General features: G+C 68.1%; 19 protein-coding genes. 9 read left to right on the forward strand and 10 right to left on the reverse strand.

Features of this window, described 5'->3' with window-relative positions; genetic code table 11:
• Nucleotides 1–90 precede the first annotated feature (90 nt).
• The 7 genes from ACW18A_RS10860 to murC all read right to left on the reverse strand — a co-directional run bounded on the left by ACW18A_RS10860 (nt 91) and on the right by murC (nt 9647).
• Nucleotides 91–3444, reverse strand: a complete 3354-nt coding sequence (locus tag ACW18A_RS10860) for a TonB-dependent receptor domain-containing protein (RefSeq protein WP_492021732.1) — start codon at nt 3442–3444, stop codon at nt 91–93.
• A gap of 184 nt (nt 3445–3628) precedes the next feature.
• Entirely contained in the window at nt 3629–4966 is a 1338-nt protein-coding gene (gene ftsA, locus ACW18A_RS10865; protein WP_492021733.1) for a cell division protein FtsA, read from the reverse strand.
• Nucleotides 4967–5000: 34 nt separating this feature from the next.
• A complete protein-coding gene (locus ACW18A_RS10870) occupies nt 5001–5891 on the reverse strand; it encodes a cell division protein FtsQ/DivIB (RefSeq protein ID WP_492021734.1) in 891 nt (296 codons plus the stop codon).
• Entirely contained in the window at nt 5879–6817 is a 939-nt protein-coding gene (locus ACW18A_RS10875) for a D-alanine--D-alanine ligase (RefSeq protein ID WP_492021735.1), read from the reverse strand. The genes ACW18A_RS10870 and ACW18A_RS10875 overlap by 13 nt, the downstream gene beginning before the upstream one ends.
• Nucleotides 6818–6844: 27 nt before the next feature.
• Complete coding sequence (murB, locus tag ACW18A_RS10880) at nt 6845–7756, reverse strand: UDP-N-acetylmuramate dehydrogenase (protein ID WP_492021736.1); 912 nt, start codon at nt 7754–7756, stop codon at nt 6845–6847.
• An 11-nt stretch (nt 7757–7767) separates the two neighbouring features.
• A complete protein-coding gene (locus ACW18A_RS10885; RefSeq protein WP_492021737.1) occupies nt 7768–8220 on the reverse strand; it encodes a GFA family protein in 453 nt (150 codons plus the stop codon).
• Nucleotides 8217–9647: a UDP-N-acetylmuramate--L-alanine ligase gene (murC, locus tag ACW18A_RS10890; RefSeq protein ID WP_492021738.1), complete on the reverse strand. Its 1431-nt coding sequence runs from the start codon at nt 9645–9647 to the stop codon at nt 8217–8219. The genes ACW18A_RS10885 and murC overlap by 4 nt, the downstream gene beginning before the upstream one ends.
• A gap of 772 nt (nt 9648–10419) precedes the next feature.
• Here murC and ACW18A_RS10895 point away from each other — a divergent pair.
• Entirely contained in the window at nt 10420–11514 is a 1095-nt protein-coding gene (locus tag ACW18A_RS10895) for a site-specific DNA-methyltransferase (RefSeq protein WP_492021739.1), read from the forward strand.
• Between the two features lie 318 nt (nt 11515–11832).
• On the opposite strand, the gene mutY is transcribed toward ACW18A_RS10895, so the two are convergent.
• Complete coding sequence (gene mutY / locus ACW18A_RS10900) at nt 11833–12897, reverse strand: A/G-specific adenine glycosylase (protein ID WP_492021740.1); 1065 nt, start codon at nt 12895–12897, stop codon at nt 11833–11835.
• Nucleotides 12898–13100: 203 nt separating this feature from the next.
• Between mutY and ACW18A_RS10905 the strand changes: the two genes are divergently transcribed.
• Nucleotides 13101–13661, forward strand: coding sequence for a DUF721 domain-containing protein (locus tag ACW18A_RS10905; RefSeq protein ID WP_492021741.1), 561 nt, complete (start codon nt 13101–13103; stop codon nt 13659–13661).
• A gap of 3 nt (nt 13662–13664) precedes the next feature.
• Here the strand turns inward: ACW18A_RS10905 and ACW18A_RS10910 are convergent, their stop codons facing one another.
• Together ACW18A_RS10910 and ACW18A_RS10915 are read right to left on the reverse strand one after the other, a co-directional pair.
• Nucleotides 13665–13955, reverse strand: a complete 291-nt coding sequence (locus ACW18A_RS10910) for a type II toxin-antitoxin system RelE/ParE family toxin (RefSeq protein WP_492021742.1) — start codon at nt 13953–13955, stop codon at nt 13665–13667.
• Entirely contained in the window at nt 13948–14193 is a 246-nt protein-coding gene (locus ACW18A_RS10915; protein WP_492021743.1) for a type II toxin-antitoxin system ParD family antitoxin, read from the reverse strand. The genes ACW18A_RS10910 and ACW18A_RS10915 overlap by 8 nt, the downstream gene beginning before the upstream one ends.
• A gap of 388 nt (nt 14194–14581) precedes the next feature.
• Here ACW18A_RS10915 and ACW18A_RS10920 point away from each other — a divergent pair, with 388 nt between their 5' ends.
• From ACW18A_RS10920 to ACW18A_RS10950, 7 genes are all read left to right on the forward strand, one after another.
• Nucleotides 14582–15061 (forward strand): hypothetical protein, encoded by a 480-nt coding sequence (locus tag ACW18A_RS10920; protein WP_492021744.1) that lies wholly within the window; start codon nt 14582–14584, stop codon nt 15059–15061.
• A gap of 308 nt (nt 15062–15369) precedes the next feature.
• Nucleotides 15370–16083, forward strand: coding sequence for a hypothetical protein (locus ACW18A_RS10925; protein ID WP_492021745.1), 714 nt, complete (start codon nt 15370–15372; stop codon nt 16081–16083).
• Between the two features lie 395 nt (nt 16084–16478).
• A complete protein-coding gene (locus tag ACW18A_RS10930) occupies nt 16479–17123 on the forward strand; it encodes a DsbA family protein (RefSeq protein ID WP_492021746.1) in 645 nt (214 codons plus the stop codon).
• Between the two features lie 4 nt (nt 17124–17127).
• Entirely contained in the window at nt 17128–17739 is a 612-nt protein-coding gene (locus tag ACW18A_RS10935; RefSeq protein ID WP_492021747.1) for a thioredoxin domain-containing protein, read from the forward strand.
• Nucleotides 17736–18341 (forward strand): DsbA family protein, encoded by a 606-nt coding sequence (locus tag ACW18A_RS10940; protein ID WP_492021748.1) that lies wholly within the window; start codon nt 17736–17738, stop codon nt 18339–18341. Before ACW18A_RS10935 ends, ACW18A_RS10940 begins: the two co-directional genes overlap by 4 nt.
• A 7-nt stretch (nt 18342–18348) precedes the next feature.
• Nucleotides 18349–21786, forward strand: coding sequence for a chromosome segregation protein SMC (smc, locus tag ACW18A_RS10945; RefSeq protein WP_492021749.1), 3438 nt, complete (start codon nt 18349–18351; stop codon nt 21784–21786).
• Nucleotides 21783–22202: a surface-adhesin E family protein gene (locus ACW18A_RS10950; protein WP_492021750.1), complete on the forward strand. Its 420-nt coding sequence runs from the start codon at nt 21783–21785 to the stop codon at nt 22200–22202. The genes smc and ACW18A_RS10950 overlap by 4 nt, the downstream gene beginning before the upstream one ends.
• Nucleotides 22203–22272 lie beyond the last annotated feature (70 nt).

Raw genomic sequence — 22272 nt, forward strand, 5'->3', positions numbered from 1 at the left:
GGCAGGTCCCACTGCCTGTGACAGGTTTCGGACAAGAAAAAGGGCGGCCTGTGCAGGCCGCCCTTCCCCGGATCGTAATCGTGAAAGCGCTTAGAACGGCCGGTAGTTCAGGCCGATGAAGAAGCGCGTGCCGTAGGGGTCGAAGTTCGAGTTCAGAGCATTCCCCAGGTAGGGAGACTGTTCGGCATCGAAGGCGTTGACCACGCCAGTGCGCACCGAGAGGTCGTCGCGCACGTTCCAACGGACTGTGAAATCGTGGCGGGCGAAGTCTCCGGTGGAGATCCCTTCGGCAAGGCGGCTGTCGGGGTTGTTGATGAAGTCGCGCGGGAAAATGATGTTCTGGGCTGTCTGCCAGTCCACCGTCCAGTTGACGCTCCAGGTCGAGTTCGGCGTGTAGTTCAGCGAGGAGGTGAAACGGACCCGCGGGAAGAACGGGGTCCCGCCGGATTCGGTTCCGTCAGTCGGGTCGCTGGCGTTGAAGAAGTCTTCCTGTTCGATCAGCCAGAGGCCGCCGATCGAATAGTCCATCCGCCCCCAGTCACGCCCCAGCATTTCGTCGAAGTCAAACGAATAGCGGGCCGTGAAATCAAGGCCCCGGGTTGTGCGCTGGGCGTAGTTGATCGAACCCTGGATGAAGCCGCCGATGGGATCGTTGGGCGGACCACCGATGTAGAACTCACGGCCCGGTGTGGGGTCGCGACGGAAGACGGTGTTGCACGCAGCCGAGTTCAGGGTGGCTCCGTTGACGCAGTTGTTCACTGCTGTCTGTGCGGACACCGAAGCGATAACCTGGGAAATCTCGATCTCGTAATAGTCGAGCACCAGGTCCAGGTTCGGAATGAAGCTCGGCGATATCACGGTGGAGAACGTAAAGGACTCCGACTCTTCGGGCTGCAGGCTCGGGTTACCGCCGTTCACGCCGGCGATGCCCGAGGAATAGACCGGCACGAAGTCATCAACGTTGGTCGGCGTCAGGCCCGCGAAGTCGAAGGTCCGTCCCCCGAGGGTCAGTCCCTGGGCCGTTGCAAGGGCGGTACAGTTCGCGACGCGGTTGGCGCGGATGGTCAGATCCGCCTGGGTGATGATGTTCTGTGTGGCGCAGGGGTCGACCGGCCCGTTGAAGAAGGTCTGGGAGAAGGCCGAGAAGGTTTCCGACAGGTTCGGCACCCGGATCGAGGTGTTGAAGCTGGTCTTGAACGCGATATCCTGGATCGGGCGATAGACCAGGTTGACGCCATACACTTCCGTCTCACCGACGGTGGTGTAGTCGGCGTAGCGGTAGGAGCCGCTCAACTCGGCGTAGTCACCGAGCCAGGTGTCGCGAATCAACGGGACCGAGACTTCGGCGAAGAATTCGTCGGTCTGATACTCCGATGCCGGGAAATCAGCACCCGTGTTGAGCAGCAGTGAGCGGTCGCCGGTCGAGGCCGAACGGCCCACGCCGACCGCGAACTCGCGGCGGTGTTCGCCACCAAGGGCGACACCGATCTCGCCGGCACCCCAGAAGTCCCACAACAGACCGGACACGGAGCCCAGGAACTGTTCCTGTTCGTTGGTGTGCGAGACGGTGACGAAGGCACCGATATAGTCCAGCGCCGCCTGGCTCTGGTTGCCCCGGCCGAAGATGTTCAACGGCTGGCACTCGTTGACCGCCTTCGCGCCTTCGACGCTGTCGCGCAGGTCACGGAAGCTGCCGGCGGCAGTGCCCGAGCGGAAGTCGTCACGAAGACCGCCGACACCCGTGGTCGCATTGGTTCGAGCCGGGTTCGAGGCCGCAAGCAGGCGGGCGCGGCAGACGATCGCGCCAGGCGTACCGAGCAGACCCGCCGTGTCGCGGACCGCATCGGCGGCCAGTTGGTTGCGCTGGGTGTCGGTGCCGATCTCCCTGTTGAAGTTGCGGGCCTCGCCGTAAACGTAGGACAGGTCCCACGCGATATTGTCGACGAACAACACGCGGTCCAGTTCGCCATTCAGGCCGATGACGAACCGCTCGATCTCACGTTCGTTTTCCTGTTTGCGTTCCGGACCGAAGGCCGAATAGCGGGCCCACTGGCGCGACACCGGAGCCAGCGCTGTTCCGAAGGCCGTGGCCGTCGGTGCGGCGAAGTTGGTGACCGTGTTGGCCTGGATTGCGGCCAGGACGTTGGCGGGCAGGAAGGCGTTGTCGAGGCGCATGTCGAACTGTGTGCTGCTGCGACGCAGGTTGATCTCGTTGGCCTGACGGGAGTCGTTGTTCAGGAAGACGTCGAAGAAGGTCGGCTGGCTGGTGAAGGTCGTCTCTTCGTGGATGAACTTGTACTCGGCCGTCAGATTGATGGCGTCGGTGATCGCGAAGTTGGAACCGACCTGAAAGCGCTCGGACGTCGATTCCGGCGTGCGGGATTCCGCACCGAACCGGCTGTTGATTTCGCCGTCGCCGCCGGTCAGCAGGGTCCGGTTCGAGCCGGTCTGGCTGAGGCGGGTGCCGAAATTCGCCAGACGACCGGTTGGGCCCTCGAACACAAAGGTCCGGCCGGGCTCAACGCTGTAGCAGTTTGCACTGTTCACGGCAGAACAGGCGGCCAGCGGAATGTCCGGATCGTTAAGCGGGCTCGGCTGCTGGGCATTGGCCAGGGTCAGCTGGCCCCAGCGCGGACGGGAAATGCTGAACACGTTGTTGAACAAGAGCGCATCGGTCGCGTCATCGAAATTGGACGCGGCCGGGTCAGCATCCCGACCAACCAGGGCCCAGCTCTCGCGCAGCCAGTCGATGTCGAGGGTATCGATCGCCTCGAGGGCCTCATACTCCGCGTGGGCGTAGAGGTTCAGCCGGTCGTCAAGCAGATTGACCCCGGCGAGGGCGGAGAAGCGCTGGCTCGACTGGCCGTCCTGGTTGATCTGGCCATAGCTGGAGTCGATCTCGAGACCCTCGAAATCCTTGCGCAGAACGAAGTTCAGAACGCCCGAGACGGCGTCGGCCCCGTAAACCGAGGACGCGCCACCCGTGACGATCTCGATGTTCTGGATGAGCAGGCGCGGGATGCTGTCGATGTCGACCGCGAGGCTGCCCTGGGCGGCACCGACGTGACGACGGCCATCGACCAACGTCAGGGTACGCCCCGAGCCCAGGCTGCGCAGGTTCGGCAGCGACAGACCGCCCGTGTTCAGGTTGCCGGTGGTGTCGGAAGGCACGGTCGAGTTCGACAGGGCCGGGATCGTGGCCAGGTAGTCGATCACGCTCGTCTGCCCTGTGGTCAGCAGGGTTTCGCGCGAGACCTGGATCAGCGGGGTGGCCGCGTTGGTCGGGTCACGGCGGATACGCGAGCCGGTGACGACGATTTCTTCGACCTGGACGGCGTCGTCGTCCTGGGCCGGTTGGGTCGATTGAGCGAACGCCGGAGCGGACAGCGTCAGCACCCCCGCGAGGACTGTGGTTCCGAAGAGATACTTGCGAGTGGTTAGCATGGTGCTTGGCCCCGAGGACTGACAATGACGCGCGGCAAACTTCGGCGAGTTTGACCGTTCAGGACCGTTGCTAGTCAGAAGATGACGGGGGGGCAACCATTGGGGCGCGACTGCGGCGAACGGAACTCGGATTTGTTACACTTCGGACACACTGCGGACACAGGACCGAACGTCGTTCCGTAACCTAAAGGTTGTCGCGCAGCCAACCCGCCGCCCGTGCCACGAGATTTCCGCTCTGAACGCGCGGGGCGTCGGCAGCCGTGATCTGGCGCGACATCAGCTTCCTGGCCGACACGGCCTCACGCGGACCATAGGCAGCCCGCAACAGGACGCCGGCCGCCGAACAGAAGGCGGGACCGGCAGCAGAATCGGCGAGGTGAGGAGCGCGCTGCGGGCGTCCCAGACGGACGGGGCGGTCGAACACGCGAATCGCCAGCTCCCGCACACCGTTCAGCTGGCTGGCGCCGCCGGCGAGCACCAGGCCGGCACCCGGCTCGAGGCCGACACCGGCATTGCGCAGACGGTCACGCAGCAATTCCAGCGTCTCTTCGACCCGCGGTGCGATGACCGTTTTGAGCATGGCTCGAGGGACGATCACGGGTCCGGACCCGGCATCCTCACCGCGCGGCGGGGCCTCGAGCATCTCGCGGTCCTCGTTGGCGCTGGCCATGGCCGAGCCGTGCAGGGTCTTCAGTCTTTCGGCGCCCGCCCTGGAGGTCGAGAGACCGCGCGCGATGTCGGCCGTGACATGGTCGCCGCCGACATTCAGCGATTCGATATGCAGCAGGGAGCGTCCGCCCCAGACTGCGGCAGAGGTCGAACCGCCGCCCATGTCGATGCAGACACAGCCCAGATCCATCTCGTCCTCTTCGAGAGACGCGAGGGAAGACACCACCGGTGCCGCAGCCACGCCCTGGAGATCGAGGTGGGCCAGTTCCAGACAGTGGCTCAGAGACGCAAAGGCGCTCTCCGCCATCGAGACGACCAGTAGATCGAGCCCCAGCGAATGGCCGCGCATGGCACGCGGATCATGAACGCCACGCGCGCCATCGACCGACCAGGCGATGGGCAGGACGTGGATCGGCCGTCGGTTCGGCAAACGGATCTGGGCCAGGGCCATGCCGATGGCGCGGGCCAGATCGGCGTCGCCGACAGGATTGGCGCCCAGCGAGACCCGGGCCTGCACCCGGTGGCTCGCCATCTGGCCGATGGCGGTCGTGACGATGACGCCTGACACGGGAGCTCCGGCGGTACGCTCGGCCCGTTCGACAGCATGGCCTATGGCCTGGGCCGCCTCGTCCATGTTGACGATGGCCCCGCCGCGCACGCCCTTGGACTGGACATGGCTGGCGCCGGCGACGCGGATGGTGCGGTCGGCATGACGCACACCTTCGGGCTTCATGATGAAGCAGGCGACCTTCGACTGACCGAGATCGAGCGCGGCCACCACCGGCGCACGCGCCGCCGCACGGCCGTCGTTTCTGCCCGCCTCCGTGGTCGGATCCGCCTTCTTGCCCGCCATGATACCTGCCGCCCCTACTCGAAACTGTGTGTTGCTAGACGCCGGCGCCCGGCCGGACCGCGACCTGGCCCTCGGTGCGCAGGTCGATCCGGGCGAAGCCCAGCTCCAGCAGCCGTTCGCGCTGGTCCAGCGCGTCGAGCTGGATCAGGGCCGCTTCCTGCTTCACGGCCGGCAACTGGATGATGCCGCCGTCCTTCAACCGAAGGTCCCAGCGCCGCTCGTCCACCCGCACCAGGGCGTCGATGCGGCTCATCAGCCGGGGCCGTTGCGCCAGCAGGGGCAGGATGTCGCCGGCCGCCTTGTCGGCGCCCGCACCCACCACCAGCGGCAGCCCCGGATAGCGACCTGCGTCGGCGCCCGGAATGGCGCGGCCTTCACCGTCGATGACGAAGACACGCCCGCCCGTCTGCCAGACGGCAAGACGGTCATGTTCTTCCACCTCGACGATCAGGGTGTCGGGCAACAGGCGCACGACGCGCGCCTCCTTCACCCAGCCCACGGCCTGAACGCTGGCCTGCAATGCGTCGAGATCAAGCCCGGTGATCGGCTGGCCCGCCTCGACGTTCAGGGCGCGCTGGATTGCGGGCGTCGCTTCGGCCGAGGCCCCGGTGATGTGCACCCGGCGGAGCTTCAGCCCCATGCCGGTGGTGATCTGGTCCATGCCATGGGTGACCGACTGGCCGATCCGCTCGGCCCGGGCACCCGTGGCCAGCACCAGGGCCAGGACGCCGAAACCTGCACAGATGGAAAGGACGACGGCGCGCGGCGACAGGTCGAGCTTGCCCAGGGCTGCCATCTTGCCGGGAACGCCGCCGGCGTTGCGAGGCGCGTTGCGTGAGCGGCCGCCCTGCCCCTTCGGACCCGCGCTTCGCTTGGGCGCAGACGCCACATTCGCGCGCCGACCGCCGCGAACTACCGCGGGCATGAGGCGTCCTCCACCATCCACCGGACCAGATCTCGATACGTCATCCCGACGAAGGCGGCCTGCTCCGGAACCAGAGAGGTCGGCGTCATGCCGGGCTGGGTATTGACCTCCAGAAGGACCAGTTCGTCCTTAAGATCGTCATAACGGAAGTCCGTCCGCGACACGCCGCGACAGCCCAGGGCGGCATGCGCCAGCTCGGATTCCCGCAGCGCCGCCTCGAAAACGTGGGCCGGGAGATCGGCCGGTAACTTGTGGACGGATCCACCCGGCGCGTATTTGGCCTCGTAGTCGTAGAAGCCCTTCACCGGAGTGATGTCGGTGACGGTCAGGGCGCGCGGTCCCGTCGTCTCGCCGATCACTGCCACGGCCAGTTCCTTGCCCGGAATATAGGGCTCGACCATCACCCTCTCGCCGTAGGTCCAGTCGTCGGCCCCGACCTCGGTCTGCGGGCCGTTCGCCCCGGCGAGCACCAGATAGACGCCGACCGAAGAGCCTTCGGCGTTGGGCTTGATGATATAGGGGGGCTCGATCACGTGGCGGCGGGCCACTTCGTGCCGATCGAACAGGCCGCCGCCCGGCACCTTGACCCCTGCCGCGCCCAGCACGGCCTTGGTCTTGTCCTTGTCCATCGTCAGGGCCGAGGCCAGGACGCCGGAGTGGGTATAGGGAATCTGCAGCGTCTCCAGAATGCCCTGGACACATCCGTCCTCGCCCCACTCGCCGTGAAGGGCGTTCAGGACGACGTCGGGTTTGAACGCCGCCAGCACCTGGGCCAGGTCACGACCGGCATCGATGCGGGAAACCCGGGCGACCTGTCCTTCGAGGGCGTCTGCACACTCCTTGCCAGACGACAGGGACACCTCACGCTCCGAGGACAGTCCGCCCATCAGGACGGCGACGTGCAGTTCTGAAAGCGGGCGGGGCATCACAGGTCCAGGGCGTTCTGCGCGAGGTTACAGGGGTCGGCCGATCCTCTTGATCTCCCATTCAAGGTTTACGCCGAGTTTACTTTGAACCTCGGAGCGGACGGTTTCCCCCAATCCTTCGATATCGGCAGCGGTGGCCTGGCCCGGATTGATCATGAAATTGGAGTGGAGCTCGCTGAACATCGCCCCGCCGCCGGTCACGGCGTGCAGCTTGCCGCGCCAGCCCGCCTCGTCGACCAGTTTCCACGATGAATGGCCCGGAGGGTTCTTGAAGGTGGAGCCGCCGGTCTTTTCACGGATCGGCTGGGTCTGTTCGCGGCGCGCGGTGATCGCGGCGATGCGGGCGGCGACGGCGTCGGGATCGTCCGGTGTTCCGCGATAGACGGCCTCGATCCAGAGGATGTCGGTCGGGGCCTCGGAGTGGCGATAGGTGTAGCCGAAGTCCGCCAGGGCGTAGTCGACCCGCTGCCCCGCCCGCGTCAGACCCCAGGCCGAGACGAGGATGTCCTTCGTTTCCGACCCATAGCAGCCCGCATTCATGGTCAGGGCCCCGCCGATGGTCCCGGGAATGCCGGCGTAGAACTCCAGCCCCGCCAGCCCCGCTTTAGCCGAGGCCCTGGCGACCATGGCGTCCAGAGCGCCGGTGCCGGCCGTGATCGTGTCGCCCTCAGTCGCGATGCCGGCGAAGGAACGGCCAGCGAGACGAATGACCACCCCCTCGACCCCGCCGTCGCGAACGATGACGTTGGACCCGACACCCAGGATCGTCACCGGCACACCCGGGTCCAGCGCCTTCAGGAACTCGGCCAGATCGTCCGCGTCGGCCGGAATGAACAGCACGTCCGCCGCGCCCCCGACCCGGAACCAGGTGAACGGTGCCAGCGGCTCATCACGCAGCAGCTTGCCCCGCACGGCGGGGAGAGAGTTACGCCAGGTCATGATCGTCGCGCTCACGCGTCCCTGGATTGGTGGGAGACCATGTCGGCCAGTGTCGCGGCCTGGTCCGCTGTCAGGTCATCTCCGGTGGCCTTCCTCGGCCGGTCGTCACCCAGCTCCAGCCAGGCGATCTGGCTCTCGACGCCCCAGTGAAGCTCGATCGGCACCCGCTCCGGATGGTCGAGGCTGCCGATGGTCACGCAGACCCGCTGCGCGTCCTTGTAGCCGAAGGTCAGGGGCGTTCCGCAGGCCGCGCAAAAGCCCCGCTGTGCGATGGAGGAGCTCTCGAAGATCGTGAGTGGGCCTTCGACCGTGACGGTGTTCTTCGAAGCCCCGACCAGGGCCGCGAAGACGTTGCCACTGGCCTTCTGACACATCCGGCAATGGCAGAAATGACTGCCGCTGAGCTCGCCCGAAATCCGATAGCGCACCGCCCCGCACTGGCAGCCGCCGGTGGTGAGGGTCATTGCAATGCCTCGAGCTGCGCCGGCAAGGCGTAGGCCCAGGCGGTGATGTCGCCGGCACCCAGCAGCACGACCACGTCGCCCGCCTTTGCCTCCTCCGCGATCACGCGCGGCAGGACGGCGGCGTTCTCCAGAGCCGACACCCGCAGGTGGCCGTAGCGGCGGATACCGTCCACCAGCGCCTGTTTGTCCACGCCCTCGATCGGAGCCTCGCCCGCCGCATAGACGTCGGCGACGATGACGCTGTCAGCGTCGGAGAAGCTGGTCGAGAACTCGTCCATCAGGTCGCGCAGCCGGGTGAACCGGTGCGGCTGGACCACGGCGATGACGCGACCCTCGGCGACCTGACGCGCCGCTTTCAGCACGGCGGCGATCTCCACCGGATGGTGGCCGTAGTCGTCGACGATGCGCACGCCGTTGACGACGCCGGTGGTGGTGAAACGGCGCTTCACGCCTGCGAAGCTCGCCAGACCCGACCGGATCGCGTCGTCGGACACGTCGAGCTCCCGGGCCACAGCGATGGCGGCCAGGGCGTTGGCGACATTGTGCCAGCCGGCCATCGGCAGGTGCAGGCCGGCGATCCGCACCGGCTCCTCCAGCGCGGCCTGTCCGCGCCCCTGTATTACCACGTCGAACCGGCAGCCGTCGGGCCCCATCTCGACATTGTCCGCCCGCACCATGGCCTGGGGGTTCATGCCGTAGGTGACGATCCTCCGGTTATCGATCGAGGCGACCAGCCGCTGCACCTCCGGATGGTCCAGGCAGACGGCGGCGAAGCCGTAGAAGGGAATGTTCTCGACGAAATCGCAGAACGCCTTACGCACCGCGTCGAAGTCGCCGTAGTGGTCGAGGTGCTCCGGGTCGATGTTGGTGACGATGGCGACCGTGGACTTGAGGCGCAGGAAGCTGCCGTCGCTCTCATCGGCCTCGACCACGATCCAGTCGCCGTCGCCGACCTTGGCGTTGGTGCCGTAGGCGTTGATGATCCCGCCGTTGACCACCGTCGGGTCCAGACCCGCCGCGTCCAGCAGGGCCGCGACCATCGAGGTCGTCGTTGTCTTGCCGTGGGTGCCCCCGACCGCGATCGAGAACTGCAGCCGCATCAGTTCGGCCAACATCTCGGCGCGGCGGACCAGCGGAATGCGGCGCTCGCGCGCGATCATCATTTCCGGGTTGGTCGGCTTGACCGCCGTCGAATAGACCACGGCAGCAACGCCGTCGCCGACATGGGCCGCGTCATGACCGATGAAGATCTTCGCCCCCAGGGCCGCCAGCCGTTCGGTGTTGGCCGATGATTTGGCGTCCGAGCCCTGAACCGAATAGCCGATCTTGAGCATGATCTCGGCGATCCCGCTCATGCCGATCCCGCCTATGCCGACGAAGTGTACGGGGCCGAGGTCGAACGGGACGGGGCGAAGGCGAGCGATCATGGAAGCGTCATAGCGAGGGTCAAATCGGAATGCACCCTCCCCTCCTCAGGAGACAGCCGTCATCGCTCTTCCGCTGTGAACGGGTCGGGGAAGTGGACGGAGCCCGGGCGGTCGCCCGGAACCGGGATGGCCCCCTGCTTTCGCGTTACGGGGACCGGATGGGAATTTTCGGCTCGCGCCGGGGCTCCGTCGCGACCGGTTCACGCGAGCGGCCGGTGACGGGCTTCGTGCAGCCTGTGAGGTTTTCGTCGTTTTCGACCCCCACGCTTTGCGCCGCTTAAACCCAGTCCGGCCTCAGCCCGCGACGGGCGGAGGGTGTCAGGTCCCTCCGGGCTCCATGGTTTGTCACCCCATGGACAGTCCTGCATCAGCGCCGGTTCGTGCCTCCACAGATCCAGCTCCTCGCCGGATCAGGGTCCTCGGCCGCGCGCAGCGATACAGTTTCCCGCTCGATCGCGCCCCGCCGCACGTCCGGGTCCTGGGCCCAGGACGCCTTCCCCCTGCGACGGGACGGCGAGAAGTGTAGGCGCGGTTTGGGAGGGGGCGCACATAAAGGCTCTAATCAGAGCCGGGCGTTGAAATCGTTGGGGTCCTGGGGGGATGTGTTGATGGGTATGGGGCCCGTGTCCTCTATCCGTGCACTCAGGCCGTATCCCGCCGGGTGAGCGACGGCTTTCACGTTCCCGGGGCGCCGCGAGGCTTTTGCCCGTCGGATAACCCCCCCTTAACCACAAGGATTCACGGTTGCGCCTCAACCTCGAGGCCGAGCAGCGTGACCGATCTGAAGACCCCCCATCTCGCTACGGATGTCATCCACCGCGGCGACTGCATCGAGATCCTGCGGTCCCTGCCCGACAAGTCGGTCGATATGGTCTTCGCCGACCCGCCCTATAACCTCCAGCTGGGCGGCGACCTGCTGCGGCCGGACAATTCGAAAGTCGATGCGGTCGACGACGACTGGGACAAGTTCGACAGCTTCGCCGCCTATGACGACTTTTGTCGTAACTGGCTGAAGGAATGCCGCCGCGTCCTGAAGGACGAGGGCTCGATCTGGGTCATCGGCAGCTATCACAACGTCTTCCGCCTGGGGTCGGCGATCCAGGACCTGGGCTTCTGGGTGCTGAACGACATCATCTGGCGCAAGACCAATCCGATGCCGAACTTCAAGGGCACCCGCTTCACCAATGCCCACGAGACCCTGATCTGGGCCGCCAAGAGCCGCGAGCAGAAGCGCTACACCTTCAACTACGACGCCCTGAAGGCCTTCAACGAAGACACCCAGATGCGGTCCGACTGGACCTTCGCCCTGTGCACCGGGGAGGAGCGTATCAAGGGCGAGGACGGCAAGAAGGCCCATCCGACCCAGAAACCCGAGGCCCTGCTCCACCGGGTAATCCTGGCCGCGACCCGCCCGGGCGACGTGATCCTGGATCCCTTCTTCGGCACGGGAACGACGGGCGCCGCCGCCAAACGTCTGGGCCGTCACTTCATCGGTATCGAGCGCGATCCCGAATACGCCAAGGTCGCCGAGACGCGGATCAAGGCGGTCATCCCGGCCAGACCCGAGGACCTTGTCGTGACCGGCTCCAAGCGTGCCGAGGTCAAGGTTCCGTTCGGTGCCCTGGTCGAGGCCGGGCTGCTGTCGCCGGGCGACGTCCTCTACTGTCCCAAGGGCGAGCGCGAGGCGCGCGTGCGCGCCGACGGGTCGCTGGTGTCAGGCGCGATGACGGGTTCCATCCACAAGCTGGGGGCCCTGTTCGAGAACGCCCCGGCCTGCAACGGCTGGACCTACTGGCGCTTCCGCACCGACACGGGGCTGCGATCCATCGACGCCCTGCGTGCCGAGGTACGGGCGGGGATGCAGTAGGCCGATGGGGTCCGACTGCTGGTCGAGGACCGGTTCTGGATGGAGGATGAGCACCGCGTGGGCGAGGTCAGGATCGTGACGACGCGGTAGCCTCCATCCCCTTGGTACACCCCGGCGTTCGCCGGGATGTACGGTTGAAAGGCGGACTCCGGAAATTCAGAGTCCAAGTCGTCCACTGAGTCCCATCCGTCCGGATCCTCCGGGACGCGACACGAGAGAGCCGCTCCGCGCAGCCTGCCCGATCGATTGTCAAAGACCCGCCGGGGACGTGGGCGCCGCGCCTAGGACTCTCAAGAGGCCGGGCGGAATAAATTCTTTTCAGGGTGTGGTCATCGCGAGCGCCCGCTCCAGAGCCTTGCGGAAGACCGTCGGCAGGGCCTCCAGCGCCTCGGCTTCGGGCATCCACAGGAAATCGCCCTGCCCCTGCGCCACGCGCACCGACAGCGTCAGGGAAAAGTGGGTGAAGACGTGTTCGACGGCGCCCGCCTCTTTCCAGATCAGGGTGGGCCAGTCGGCGGCGACGGGTGGAGCGGCGTCGGGCGCCGCTTCGGTCCAGTCGCTGGTCGGGAGGCCGACCATGCCGCCGAGGAGACCCTTGTCCGGGCGGCGGACGAGGGCGATGCGGCCGCCGTCGTCGCGGAGGACCCAGGCGATGCCCTGACGATGCGGGCGAGCGGCCTTCTTCGTCCTGACCGGATAGTGTTCGGGCTCGCCGGTCTCGCGGCCGGCGCAGAAGGCGGCGATGGGGCACATCAGGCACAGCGGCGACTTCGGGCGGCAGATGCCGGAGCCGAGGTCCATCAGGGCCTGGGCCCAGTCCCCGGGTCTGCCTCCAGAGGGGGCGTCGGCGACGAGGGTCGCGGCGAGGCGTTTCAGCTCCGGTCGGGCGGCGGGGACGGGGGCCTCGACGGCGAACAGCCGGGCGACGACGCGCTCGACATTGCCGTCCACGACATTGGCGGGGCGGTCGAAGGCGATGGCGGCGACGGCGGCGGCCGTATAGGCGCCCACCCCCGGCAGGGCCAGCAGGGCGGCCTCGGTGTCGGGGAAGACGCCGCCGTGGTCGTTCGCCACGGCGCGGGCGCAGGCCAGCAGGTTGCGGGCGCGGGCGTAGTAGCCGAGCCCGGCCCAGGCGGCCATCAGGTCTGAATCCTCCGCCGCCGCGAGGTCGCCGACGGTCGGCCAGCGCGCCGTGAACCGCTCGAAATAGGGGGTGGCATGGGGGACGGTGGTCTGCTGCAGCATCACCTCGGACAGCCAGACGCGGTAGGGGTCGGTGCGTTCGGCCGAGCCGGGCAGCGCGCGCCACGGCAGGGCGCGGGCATGGGCGTCGTACCAGGCCAGCAGGGCGACGCGCAGTTCGGCGATGTGGGCGGGAGGCATTGGGTTGACCCTTAACTCGTTGCCTTTTGCAGCGCACCTTCTCCCTCCCCTTTATGGGGAGGGACGACCGCGAAGCGGTCAGGGTGGGGTGCGAAAAGAATGCTCGCACCGACAGACAAACCCCACCCGGCTTCGCTGCGCTCAGCCACCCTCCCCATAAAGGGGAGGGAGAAGTCGGCCCTCAAATGCGCTAACCTCTCCTCATGGCGCGCGATCTGCCCACAGACGCTGAGACCCGCGAGATCCTGTCGCGGCGACGGACCCGGCCCATGCCGCGCCCGGCGCCTCCGGCCGGTCGGGCCCTGGCCCCGTTGATCCGCGAACTGGACGAGAAGTTCGGGCGCGGCGCGGGGGCGCTGGAACCCCGCTGGCGCGAGATCGTCGGCGACCAGCTGGCCCGCGTCACCCGCCCGCAGAAACTGACCAAGGGGCGGGCGGGAAGCGGCGGGACGCTGGAGCTGCGCGTCGCGGGTCCGGCCGCCCTGCTGGTCCAGCACCAGTCGGCCGACATCCTGGCGCGGGTGAACCTGTTCCTCGGCCCGGGCGCGGTGGACAAGCTACGCATCGCCCAGGGGCCGGTGAAGCCTCTGGCGCAGATCGCTGCCTCCACGAAGGGCGCGCGACGCCGGATCGATCCGCTGGACGCCGCGGCGGAGGCGGAGCTGGCGAAATCGGTCGAGGCCGCGCCGGACGGGCTGAAGGCGGCGCTGGCGAACCTGGGCCGGGCGGTGCTGTCGGATGCGGCGAAGGGCAAGATCCGCTGACCCTTACAGGTGGCGCGGGGGATCCATGCGTTGGTTCAGTATGCGGATGACCGCGACACCGTAGGGAGCGATACGGAAATAGACCATGTGCTGCCCGACCGCGCGGCGACGGTATCCAGGACGGATATCGGCGCAGTCCAGCGACTGCAACGGCGCGCCGGCCACGGCCGAACAGGCGGCCTCGATCTGATCCGTGTAGCGGATGGCCTGGGCCAGACCCCACTGCTCCACCGTATAGTCGAAGATCTCCTCAAGATCGCGTTGGGCCGCAGGCGCGAGGCGGTATTCAGCCATACTGCTCGATCTTGCGGCGCTTGAAGGCCGCGAAATCGAACGCTTCAGGGGCCCCGCCCTGCTCACCTAGAACAAGCGCATGACGGATCGCGTCACTCTCGAACCGACGCTCCTGCTCGCGTCGGATCAGATCCCGGATCGCCTCGCTGTCGTTCGTGTAGCGCCCGTCCGCGATCTGAGCGGCGATCCATGTGTCCTGCTGCTCGGTCAGGGTTACGGTCTTGCGCACGACAGCCATAGGGATCGATCCTCATACTTTTGGTGCAAAATAGCGCGACTGGCCTGGCTGTCCATAGCGGCCGCGCGTCTTCGCGTTGGCAAAAGTTGACGAACTGGGAGGTCTGCTTTCTCGCTGGGAGTCGAAGACCGACCTCGACCCATAGGAGCCGTCGGCAACCTCTGCTTTCGGGCACCCACCAACGGCCTTGCGGACAGACGCCATCAGGCGATGGCCTGCCTGTTGCCTCTGAGGAAAGAGGCACGCCTTGGGGTTTGACGCCGAACCGCGTTCAGGCGACCCTTGCTTTCCAGGGCGCGACCTCATGGCGGCTTTCGTCAGACAAAATGCTTTGCGGCCCGGCACAGGATGGCGTTCATGGACCTCCGATCCGCGAGGGAAGAAGGCCATGAACCGCGTCCTGACGACCATGACAGCCGCCGCGACCCTGTTCGCCGCCGCCCCCGCCTGGGCCTGCATGCCCATGATGCCGCATGGGGCCTCCGAGATCGAGCGGGCCAGGGCGGTCTTCGTGGCGCGTGTCACCGAAACCGAGCGGCTGCCGTCAGCGCCCTGCGAGCGCGACCTGCGTCGCGCCGGTATCGAGAACGGCATGCCGGGCAGCCGGAGCTGCGAGGCGTTCGGCAAGGCCACCCTGGAATCGATCTCGGTCGCCAAGGGCGAGGAACTCGTCGAGACGCCGGTCGTCGTCGACTGGAACACCCAGCCGTTGTGCGACGTGGGCTGGACCCCGGTCGTCGGCGATGTCGTGGTCGTCCTGATCGGCGACGGCGTCACCCAGCGCCCTACCGCGCAGGTACGCGCCATCCTGCAATCCACGCCCGAGTTCGAGGCCCTGATCGCTCAGGCGACGGCGGCCCAACCCTGACCTCAAACGTCCAGGGTCGCCTGACCCGGACCCTGAGAACCAGGGTCCTGATCCTCGGTGCCGGCCCCGGCGGCCAGGTCGCCGGCATCCGCTCCCGCGCGGCTCGCTGCAAGGCCTGAAAGATCCGGAACCCTGACGGTCCGCCCCCCGACCCCGGCACCGCCGGCGCGCTGTGCCGGGACTGACGGGCCCCTGTGACCCGCGAAACGCGCCGTCAAGGGGGCCAGACTCCACGGCGAAACAGACCCCCTGTGGCTATCTTCTGCGCTTGCGCCGTGTATCGTTGGTCAACTTTGCAGGAGCCTGGGATGCGGAACATCGGTCTGGTCAGCGCTGCCGTGATCGCGATGGCGGCGATGGCGGGGACAGTGGCGGCCGCCGCACCGCCTGTCATGCAGTCTCGATCGCCGATCGATCGAGAACGCCTCTCCAGTTTGGGGGTCGCGCTGGCGGTGGGCTATTTAGAGGATGCAATCCGCCGTTTCGTGAGTAATGCTGAGGAGGCTGGCCAGAGCGGAGAGCCCGCACAACAGAGTATCAAGCGCGATCTGCAAGGGTTCCTCGGGGAACCACTAATGGATCAGATGAAAGAAATTTGCATAGTGCCGCGTCTTACGCAGGACGAATGCCGAAACAGCGTCGGGTATGGAGAACTGTCGCCAGCACTGGTATCGATAGCCATTGATGCGGCGCGTCAGAACCTTATCAACAACAACCAACTAAGGCGTGGCAGTGACGGCGACCTTGCCGTTTCTGCCCTGCTGGCCGCGCGGGATTCCAGGAGCAGTGCCAACAGACCCGGAAACAACTGCCGATGGGGCGGCGACTGCCCGCCGCCGCCGCCGCGGGTGCCGCCGACCGCCGGCGGCGCAGGTCGCAACGTGCCCGGTAACGCAGCCGCGGGCCAACCCGCGACAGACGCGGGCACGACCGGGATCCGGCGGAGCCGGGCGACCTATGACTCTGATCTCGACGAAGGGTATGACCCTGATCTCGACGACGAGGCGGGCGAGCCGGACTGAGGCGGCACCCACTCAAGCGACCCTGCCCCGATTGAAATCAGGCAACGGCGACCGCCCATGCAGTTGCCCTTCGGCGCTGTTCCCGTCGAACCGGGAAAAGGGCCGGCGTTGGGCCGGGCCGAAGTGGTGCGAGGGCAAGGGGGCGGCCTGGCGTCAGGCTCTGGACGTCGGCCTCACCGATGTCTGATGTCCACCCAGAGCAGACCTTCTGACTGTCTGCTTTCGGCCGCATGACCTCCACCATGCGTCGCTTACCCCGCCCCTCCCCCAATCAGATTCCGACGGCTGGCTCTTGACCTTTTTCCGCCGCACCTGTTCTCGACAACCATGGAATTCGCGCAGCCGTCGGGGAATCGCGCGATCATCCAGAGTCTAGAAGTCCAGAGGAAGACGCCATGCGCGCCAGCGGCCCGTTCAAATACGCCTCCATGAGCCGCCGCGCGGCCGTCACCGGAGCCGCGCTCGCGGCGATGACGATGCTGGCGGCCTGCTCGGGCAATCAGACCGGCGCGGCCGCTGAGGGCGACATGGCCCTGGGTGCCGCCGAGGGGGCCAAGGTCACGGTCGTCGAATACGCCTCGGTCACCTGCGGCCACTGTGCCGCCTGGCAGGAACAGGTCTATCCCGAGTTCAAGGCCAAATACGTCGACACCAACAAGGTCCGCTACGTCTTCCGCGAGTTGCCGACGGCCCCGGAAGCGGTCGCCGTGGCCGGCTTCCTGGTGGCGCGCTGCGCCGGGCCCGACAAGTATTTCCCGGTCATCCACGAGATCATGGCCAGCCAGAACGAGATCTTCAGCGGCACGCCCCCCCGCACCATCCTGCTACGCATCGCCAACGGCGCGGGCCTGTCGGAGGAACAGTTCCAGGCCTGCGTCACGGACGCCGACGCCATCAAGGCCATGGACACGCGCATCAAGGGCGCCCGGGATGCCGGGGTGACCGGCACGCCCTATTTCATGGTCAATGGCGAGCACGTCGCCGACCCCTCGCTGGCGAGCCTGTCCGAAAAAATCGACGCCGCACTGGCCGAAAGCTGAACCCATGACCCTGTTCCGCAATCTGATCCTGGCCCTGTCCGCCCTGGCCCTCGCGTCGTGCAACGGGTCGAAGGCCGTGGTCGACGGCGACATGGCCCTGGGTGCCCCCGAAGGCGCCAAGGTCACCGTGGTCGAATACGCCTCGCCGACCTGCCCGCACTGCGCCCTGTGGCAGAAGAACACCTGGCCGGCGTTCAAGGCGGCCTATGTCGACACCAACAAGGTCCGCTACGTCTTCCGCGAACTGCCGACGCCGCCGGCCGATGTCGCGGCCGCGGGTTTCCTGCTGGCCCGATGCGCCGGAGCGGACAAGTATTTCGACGTGGTCCATGCGATCATGGAGAGCCAGACGGAGTGGCGCGCCGGTGGCGCTCCGCGTGACAGCCTGGTCCGTATCGCCGGCGAGAACGGGATGGACGAGGCCGCGTTCACCCGCTGTGTCACCAACCCGGAAGCCATCGCCGCCCTCGAGACCCGGGTGAAGGCCGCAACGGATGCAGGCGTGATCAACACCCCGACCTTCTTCGTCAACGGCCGCCAGGTGTCCTCGCTCGGCGGCGAGGGAACGGTCATGGCCGACCTGGGTCCCGCCATCGAAGCCGAGCTGGCCAAATGATCCGTCCGCTGGTGCTGATGCTGGCACTGGTCGCCGCCCCGATCGCGGCGTCCGCCCAGACGCCCGCGCCGCCGGCAGTGACGAGCGCCGACCGGGTGCTGGGCCGCGCCGACGCGCCGGTGACGGTGATCGAATACGCCTCGTTCGTCTGCTCGCACTGCGCCCACTGGCACACGACCGTGCTGCCGGCGTTCAAGGCACGGTTCATCGACACGGGCCAGGTTCGGCTGGTTTACCGCAACCTGCCGACCAATCCGCCGCAGGTCGCGGCGCGCGCCGCCGGGATCGCCCGTTGTGCGGCCCCGGCCCGGTTCTTCGACGTCACGTCGTCCTTCATGACCGGCCAGGCCGCGATCATCGGCGGCGCGCCCCTGGCGGACTGGTACGCCGCAGGGGTGGCGGTCAGCGGCCGGACCCAGGCCGAGATCGACGCCTGTCTGGCCGATCCGGCGACGCTGAACGGCATCCGTGCCGAGATCGCGGGCGCCACGGCCGCCGGAGTCCGGGGCACGCCCAGCTTCTTCGTCAACGGCCGCGCCGTAGCGGACAGCTCGCTGGAAGGCCTGACGGCCGCGATTCAGCCCCTGCTGCCTCGCAGCTGACGACGGGATGCAGTTCCAGCGCCTCCGGCTCGTCGGCTTCAAGTCGTTCGTCGACCCGGCGGAGGTGCAGATCGAACCCGGCCTGACCGGCGTCGTCGGCCCGAACGGCTGCGGCAAGTCCAATGTGCTGGAGGGGATGCGCTGGGTCATGGGCGCGAACTCGGCCAAGGCCATGCGCGGATCAGGCATGGACGACGTGATCTTTTCCGGGGCCTCGAACCGGCCGCCCCGCAACCACGCCGAAGTCCAGCTGACCATCGACAACGCCCAGAGGCGCGCGCCCCAGCCCTTCACCGACAGCGCCATCATCGAGGTGTCGCGCCGGATCGACCGGGGCCAGGGCTCGACCTATCGCATCAACGGCAAGGAGGTGCGGGCACGGGACGTCCAGCTGCTGTTCGCCGACGCCTCGACGGGGGCCAACTCTCCGGCCCTGGTGCGTCAGGGGCAGATCAGCGAGCTGATCGCCGCCAGGCCGCAGAACCGCCGGCGCATTCTGGAAGAGGCGGGCGGCGTCGCGGGCCTGCACACGCGCCGGCACGAGGCGGAGCTGAGGCTGAAGGCGGCCGAGGCCAATATGGAACGGCTGGACGACATCGGGCGCGAGCTGGAGACGGCCCTGACGCGGCTGAAGCGCGAGGCGCGGCAGGCGGAGAAATACAAGAAGATCTCGGCCGAGATCCGGGCCCTGCAGTCGGCGCTGCTGTTCGTGCGCTGGAACGATGCGCGGCTGGCGGCAGAGGTGGCGGCGGCCGAACTGGCTGCGGCGGACCGGACGGTGGCCGAGGCGACCGCGGCAGCGGCCCGGGCCCAGACGGCGGCCCTGTCGGCGCAGGAGGGACTGAAGCCGGCGCGGGAGGAGGATGCGGTGGCGGCGGCCCTGCTGCACCGGGCCTCGCTGGAACGCGACCGGCTGGACATGGCCGAGCAGTCGGCGCGGGCCGAGGTCGACCGGCTGACCGCCGAGGCGGAGCGGATCGCCAATGACACCGAGCGCGAGATCGCCATGTCGGGCGACGCCGAGGCCGAGCTGGCGCGGCTGGGGGCGGAGCTTGACGTTCTGACGGCCGAGATCGCGGCGGCGCCCGAGCGTGGGCCGGAGCTGGAGCGGGCGCTGGAAGCGGCCGAGGACGGCCGTCGCGCGGCGGACGCCGAGGTCGAACGGCTGGCCGGCTCGCTGGCGGCGGTCGAGGCACGGGCCAATGCCGAGACGGCCCGCAAGCGCGACGCCGAGGCGCGGGTGGCCCGGGCCGTCGCGGCCCTGGACGGGGCGAAGCGGGAGCGCGCAGCCCTGGGTCCGCTCCAGACGCCGGAACTCGTCGCCGCGCACGAGGCACTGGAGACGGCGACGGCGGCCCTGGCCGAGGCCCGGGCGGGTGTGGAGACGACCGAGGCGGATCGGGCGGAACGGGCGCGGGCCGAGCAGGAGGCGCGGACGACGGCGCGGACGGCCGAGGACCGGCTGGGTCGGCTCCAGACCGAGGCGCGGGGGCTGGCCTCCCTGCTGGTCTCGACGCGACGCGATCACCCGCCGGCGCTGGATCAGATCGGCGCAGACAAGGGATACGAGGCTGCTCTGGCGGCGGCGCTGGGCGAAGACCTGGACGCGGCGCTGGATCCGAGGGCGGCGGCCTATTGGGGCGGAGCGGATGTGCCTGCGCCGGTGTGGCCGGCCGGGGTCGAACCGCTGGCGGATCATGTGACGGCGCCGGCGGCCCTTGCCGCGCGTCTGGCCCTGTGCGGGGTGGCCGGCAAGGCGGAGGCGCCGGGGCTGGCGAAGTCTCTGCCCACGGGTGCCCGGCTGGTGACGCGGGAGGGCGACCTCTACCGCTGGGACGGGTTCGTCAGCCTGGCGGATGCGCCGAGGCCGGCGGCGGTGCGACTGGCCCAGCGGACGCGGCTGTCGGAACTGGAAGCGGACATCGACGCGGGCAAGCCGGCGCTGGAGACAGCGCAGTCGGCCCTGAAGGCGGCGACCGAGGCGTTCCGGGGCTCCGAAGAGACGGTGAAGGCGGCGCGGCTGCTGCCTTTCGCGGCAGACAAGGCCGTGACCACAGCGCGGGACGTGGTGCAGCGGCTGGCCAACGAACAGGCCCGGCGCGAGGCGCGGGCGACGGCGCTGGACGAGACCCTGGAGCGGCTGACGGTCGAGCACGAGGCGTCCGGGGCGGCCCTGGCGGAGGCCCTGACCACCGAGGCGCCGTCCGAGACCCTGGAGGGGCTGAAGACAGAGCTGGCGGCGGCGCGGACAGCGGCGGATGCGGCGCGCGGCGCGGCGGCGGGGGCGCGGGCGGACCGGGACGCCGAGGCGCGCGAACGCTCAGGACGAGACCAGCGGCTGAACGCCATGACCCGCGAGCGCGACAGCTGGGCCGCGCGGGCGAAGGATTCCACAGCACGGATCACGGTGCTGGAAGGCGACGAGGCCAGGACGGCGGCCCTGCTGCTGCAGGCCGGGCGGGCGCCGGAGGCGTTGGCTGCGCAGCGGTCGAAGCTGATGGACATGCTGACCTCGGCCGAAACGCGGCGGAAGACGGCGGCGGATGGACTGGCGGTGGCGGAAGCGCAGGCCGGCGAGGCGGATCGCGCCAGCCGGGCGGCCGATGCGACGGCGGCGAGCGCACGGGAGGCCCGGGCGGGGCTGGCGGCGCGGTCGGAGGCGGCGGCCGAAAGGCTTCTGGACGCGCACAACAACGTCCGCGAGACGGCACAGATGTCGCCGGAGGAACTGGGCCAGAAGCTGACCGACGACGCCATCGCCCGCCCGCCGGACGCGGCCGGTGCCGAGAACCTGCTGTACGGGCTGGAGCGGGAGCGGGAACAGCTGGGCGCAGTCAATCTGCGCGCCGAGGACGAGGCCGAGGAATACGGCGAGCGACTGCAGACCATGCGGCTGGAGCGGTCGGACCTGACCAATGCCATCGCCAAACTGCGCGACGGCATCGACGAGCTGAACGCCGAGGGGCGGGAGCGTCTGGTGGCGGCATTCGACGTCATCAACGACAACTTCAAGAGCCTGTTCGAAGCCCTGTTCGGCGGCGGGCAGGCGGAGCTGAAACTGGTCGAAAGCGATGATCCGCTGGAGGCCGGGCTGGAGATCTTCGCCTGTCCGCCCGGCAAGCGGCTGTCGGTCATGAGCCTGATGTCGGGCGGCGAACAGGCTCTGACGGCGGCGGCCCTGATCTTTGCGGTCTTCCTGGCCAATCCCGCGCCCGTCTGCGTGCTGGACGAGGTGGACGCGCCGCTGGACGACGCCAATGTCGATCGCTTCTGCCGGATGCTGAACGAGATGCGGAACCGCACGGACACGCGCTTTATCGTCATTACGCACAACCCGGTGACCATGAGCCGGATGGATCGGCTGTACGGGGTGACCATGCCGGAACGCGGCGTGTCGCAGCTGGTCAGCGTCGACCTGACCCAGGCCGAGAAGCTGGTCGCATGATCCAGGCGGAGCTGCCACCGCCGGAGGCGCATGCGCTGGTCCTGACGGGCGTCGGGCGGTTCGTGGTGTTCGCGGATGCGGCGACGATCTTGCGCGAGCCGGACGGGGTGCGGATGCGGTCGCTGCAGGTGGTGGAGGAAGACTTCACGGTCGGAACGACGCGGTATCTGGGCGGCTGGTCGTGGTGGCGGTTCGACTGCGCGGCGCGGATGGCGGATCGGCTGGACTTCGCCTCGGTGGCTGTGGGCGGGGCCGAGGGGCCGAGCACGCCGGAGGGGCAGCCGGCCTATGCGGCGGCGCCGGGTGGGGATGCGGCGGAGTTGCTGGCGGTGGCCTGCGGGACGGTTGAGGCAGAGGTGGTCGCGGTGACCGTGGATGAGGCCGTGAGGATCGGGCGCGCGGCGATGGCGGAATGACCCCTCTCCCGGTGGGAGAGGGATTGAGGCCCGCAGAGCGTCAGCGATGCGACCTGGCCGAAAGGGTGAG

The organism is Brevundimonas sp. AVps5 (assembly GCF_058681515.1).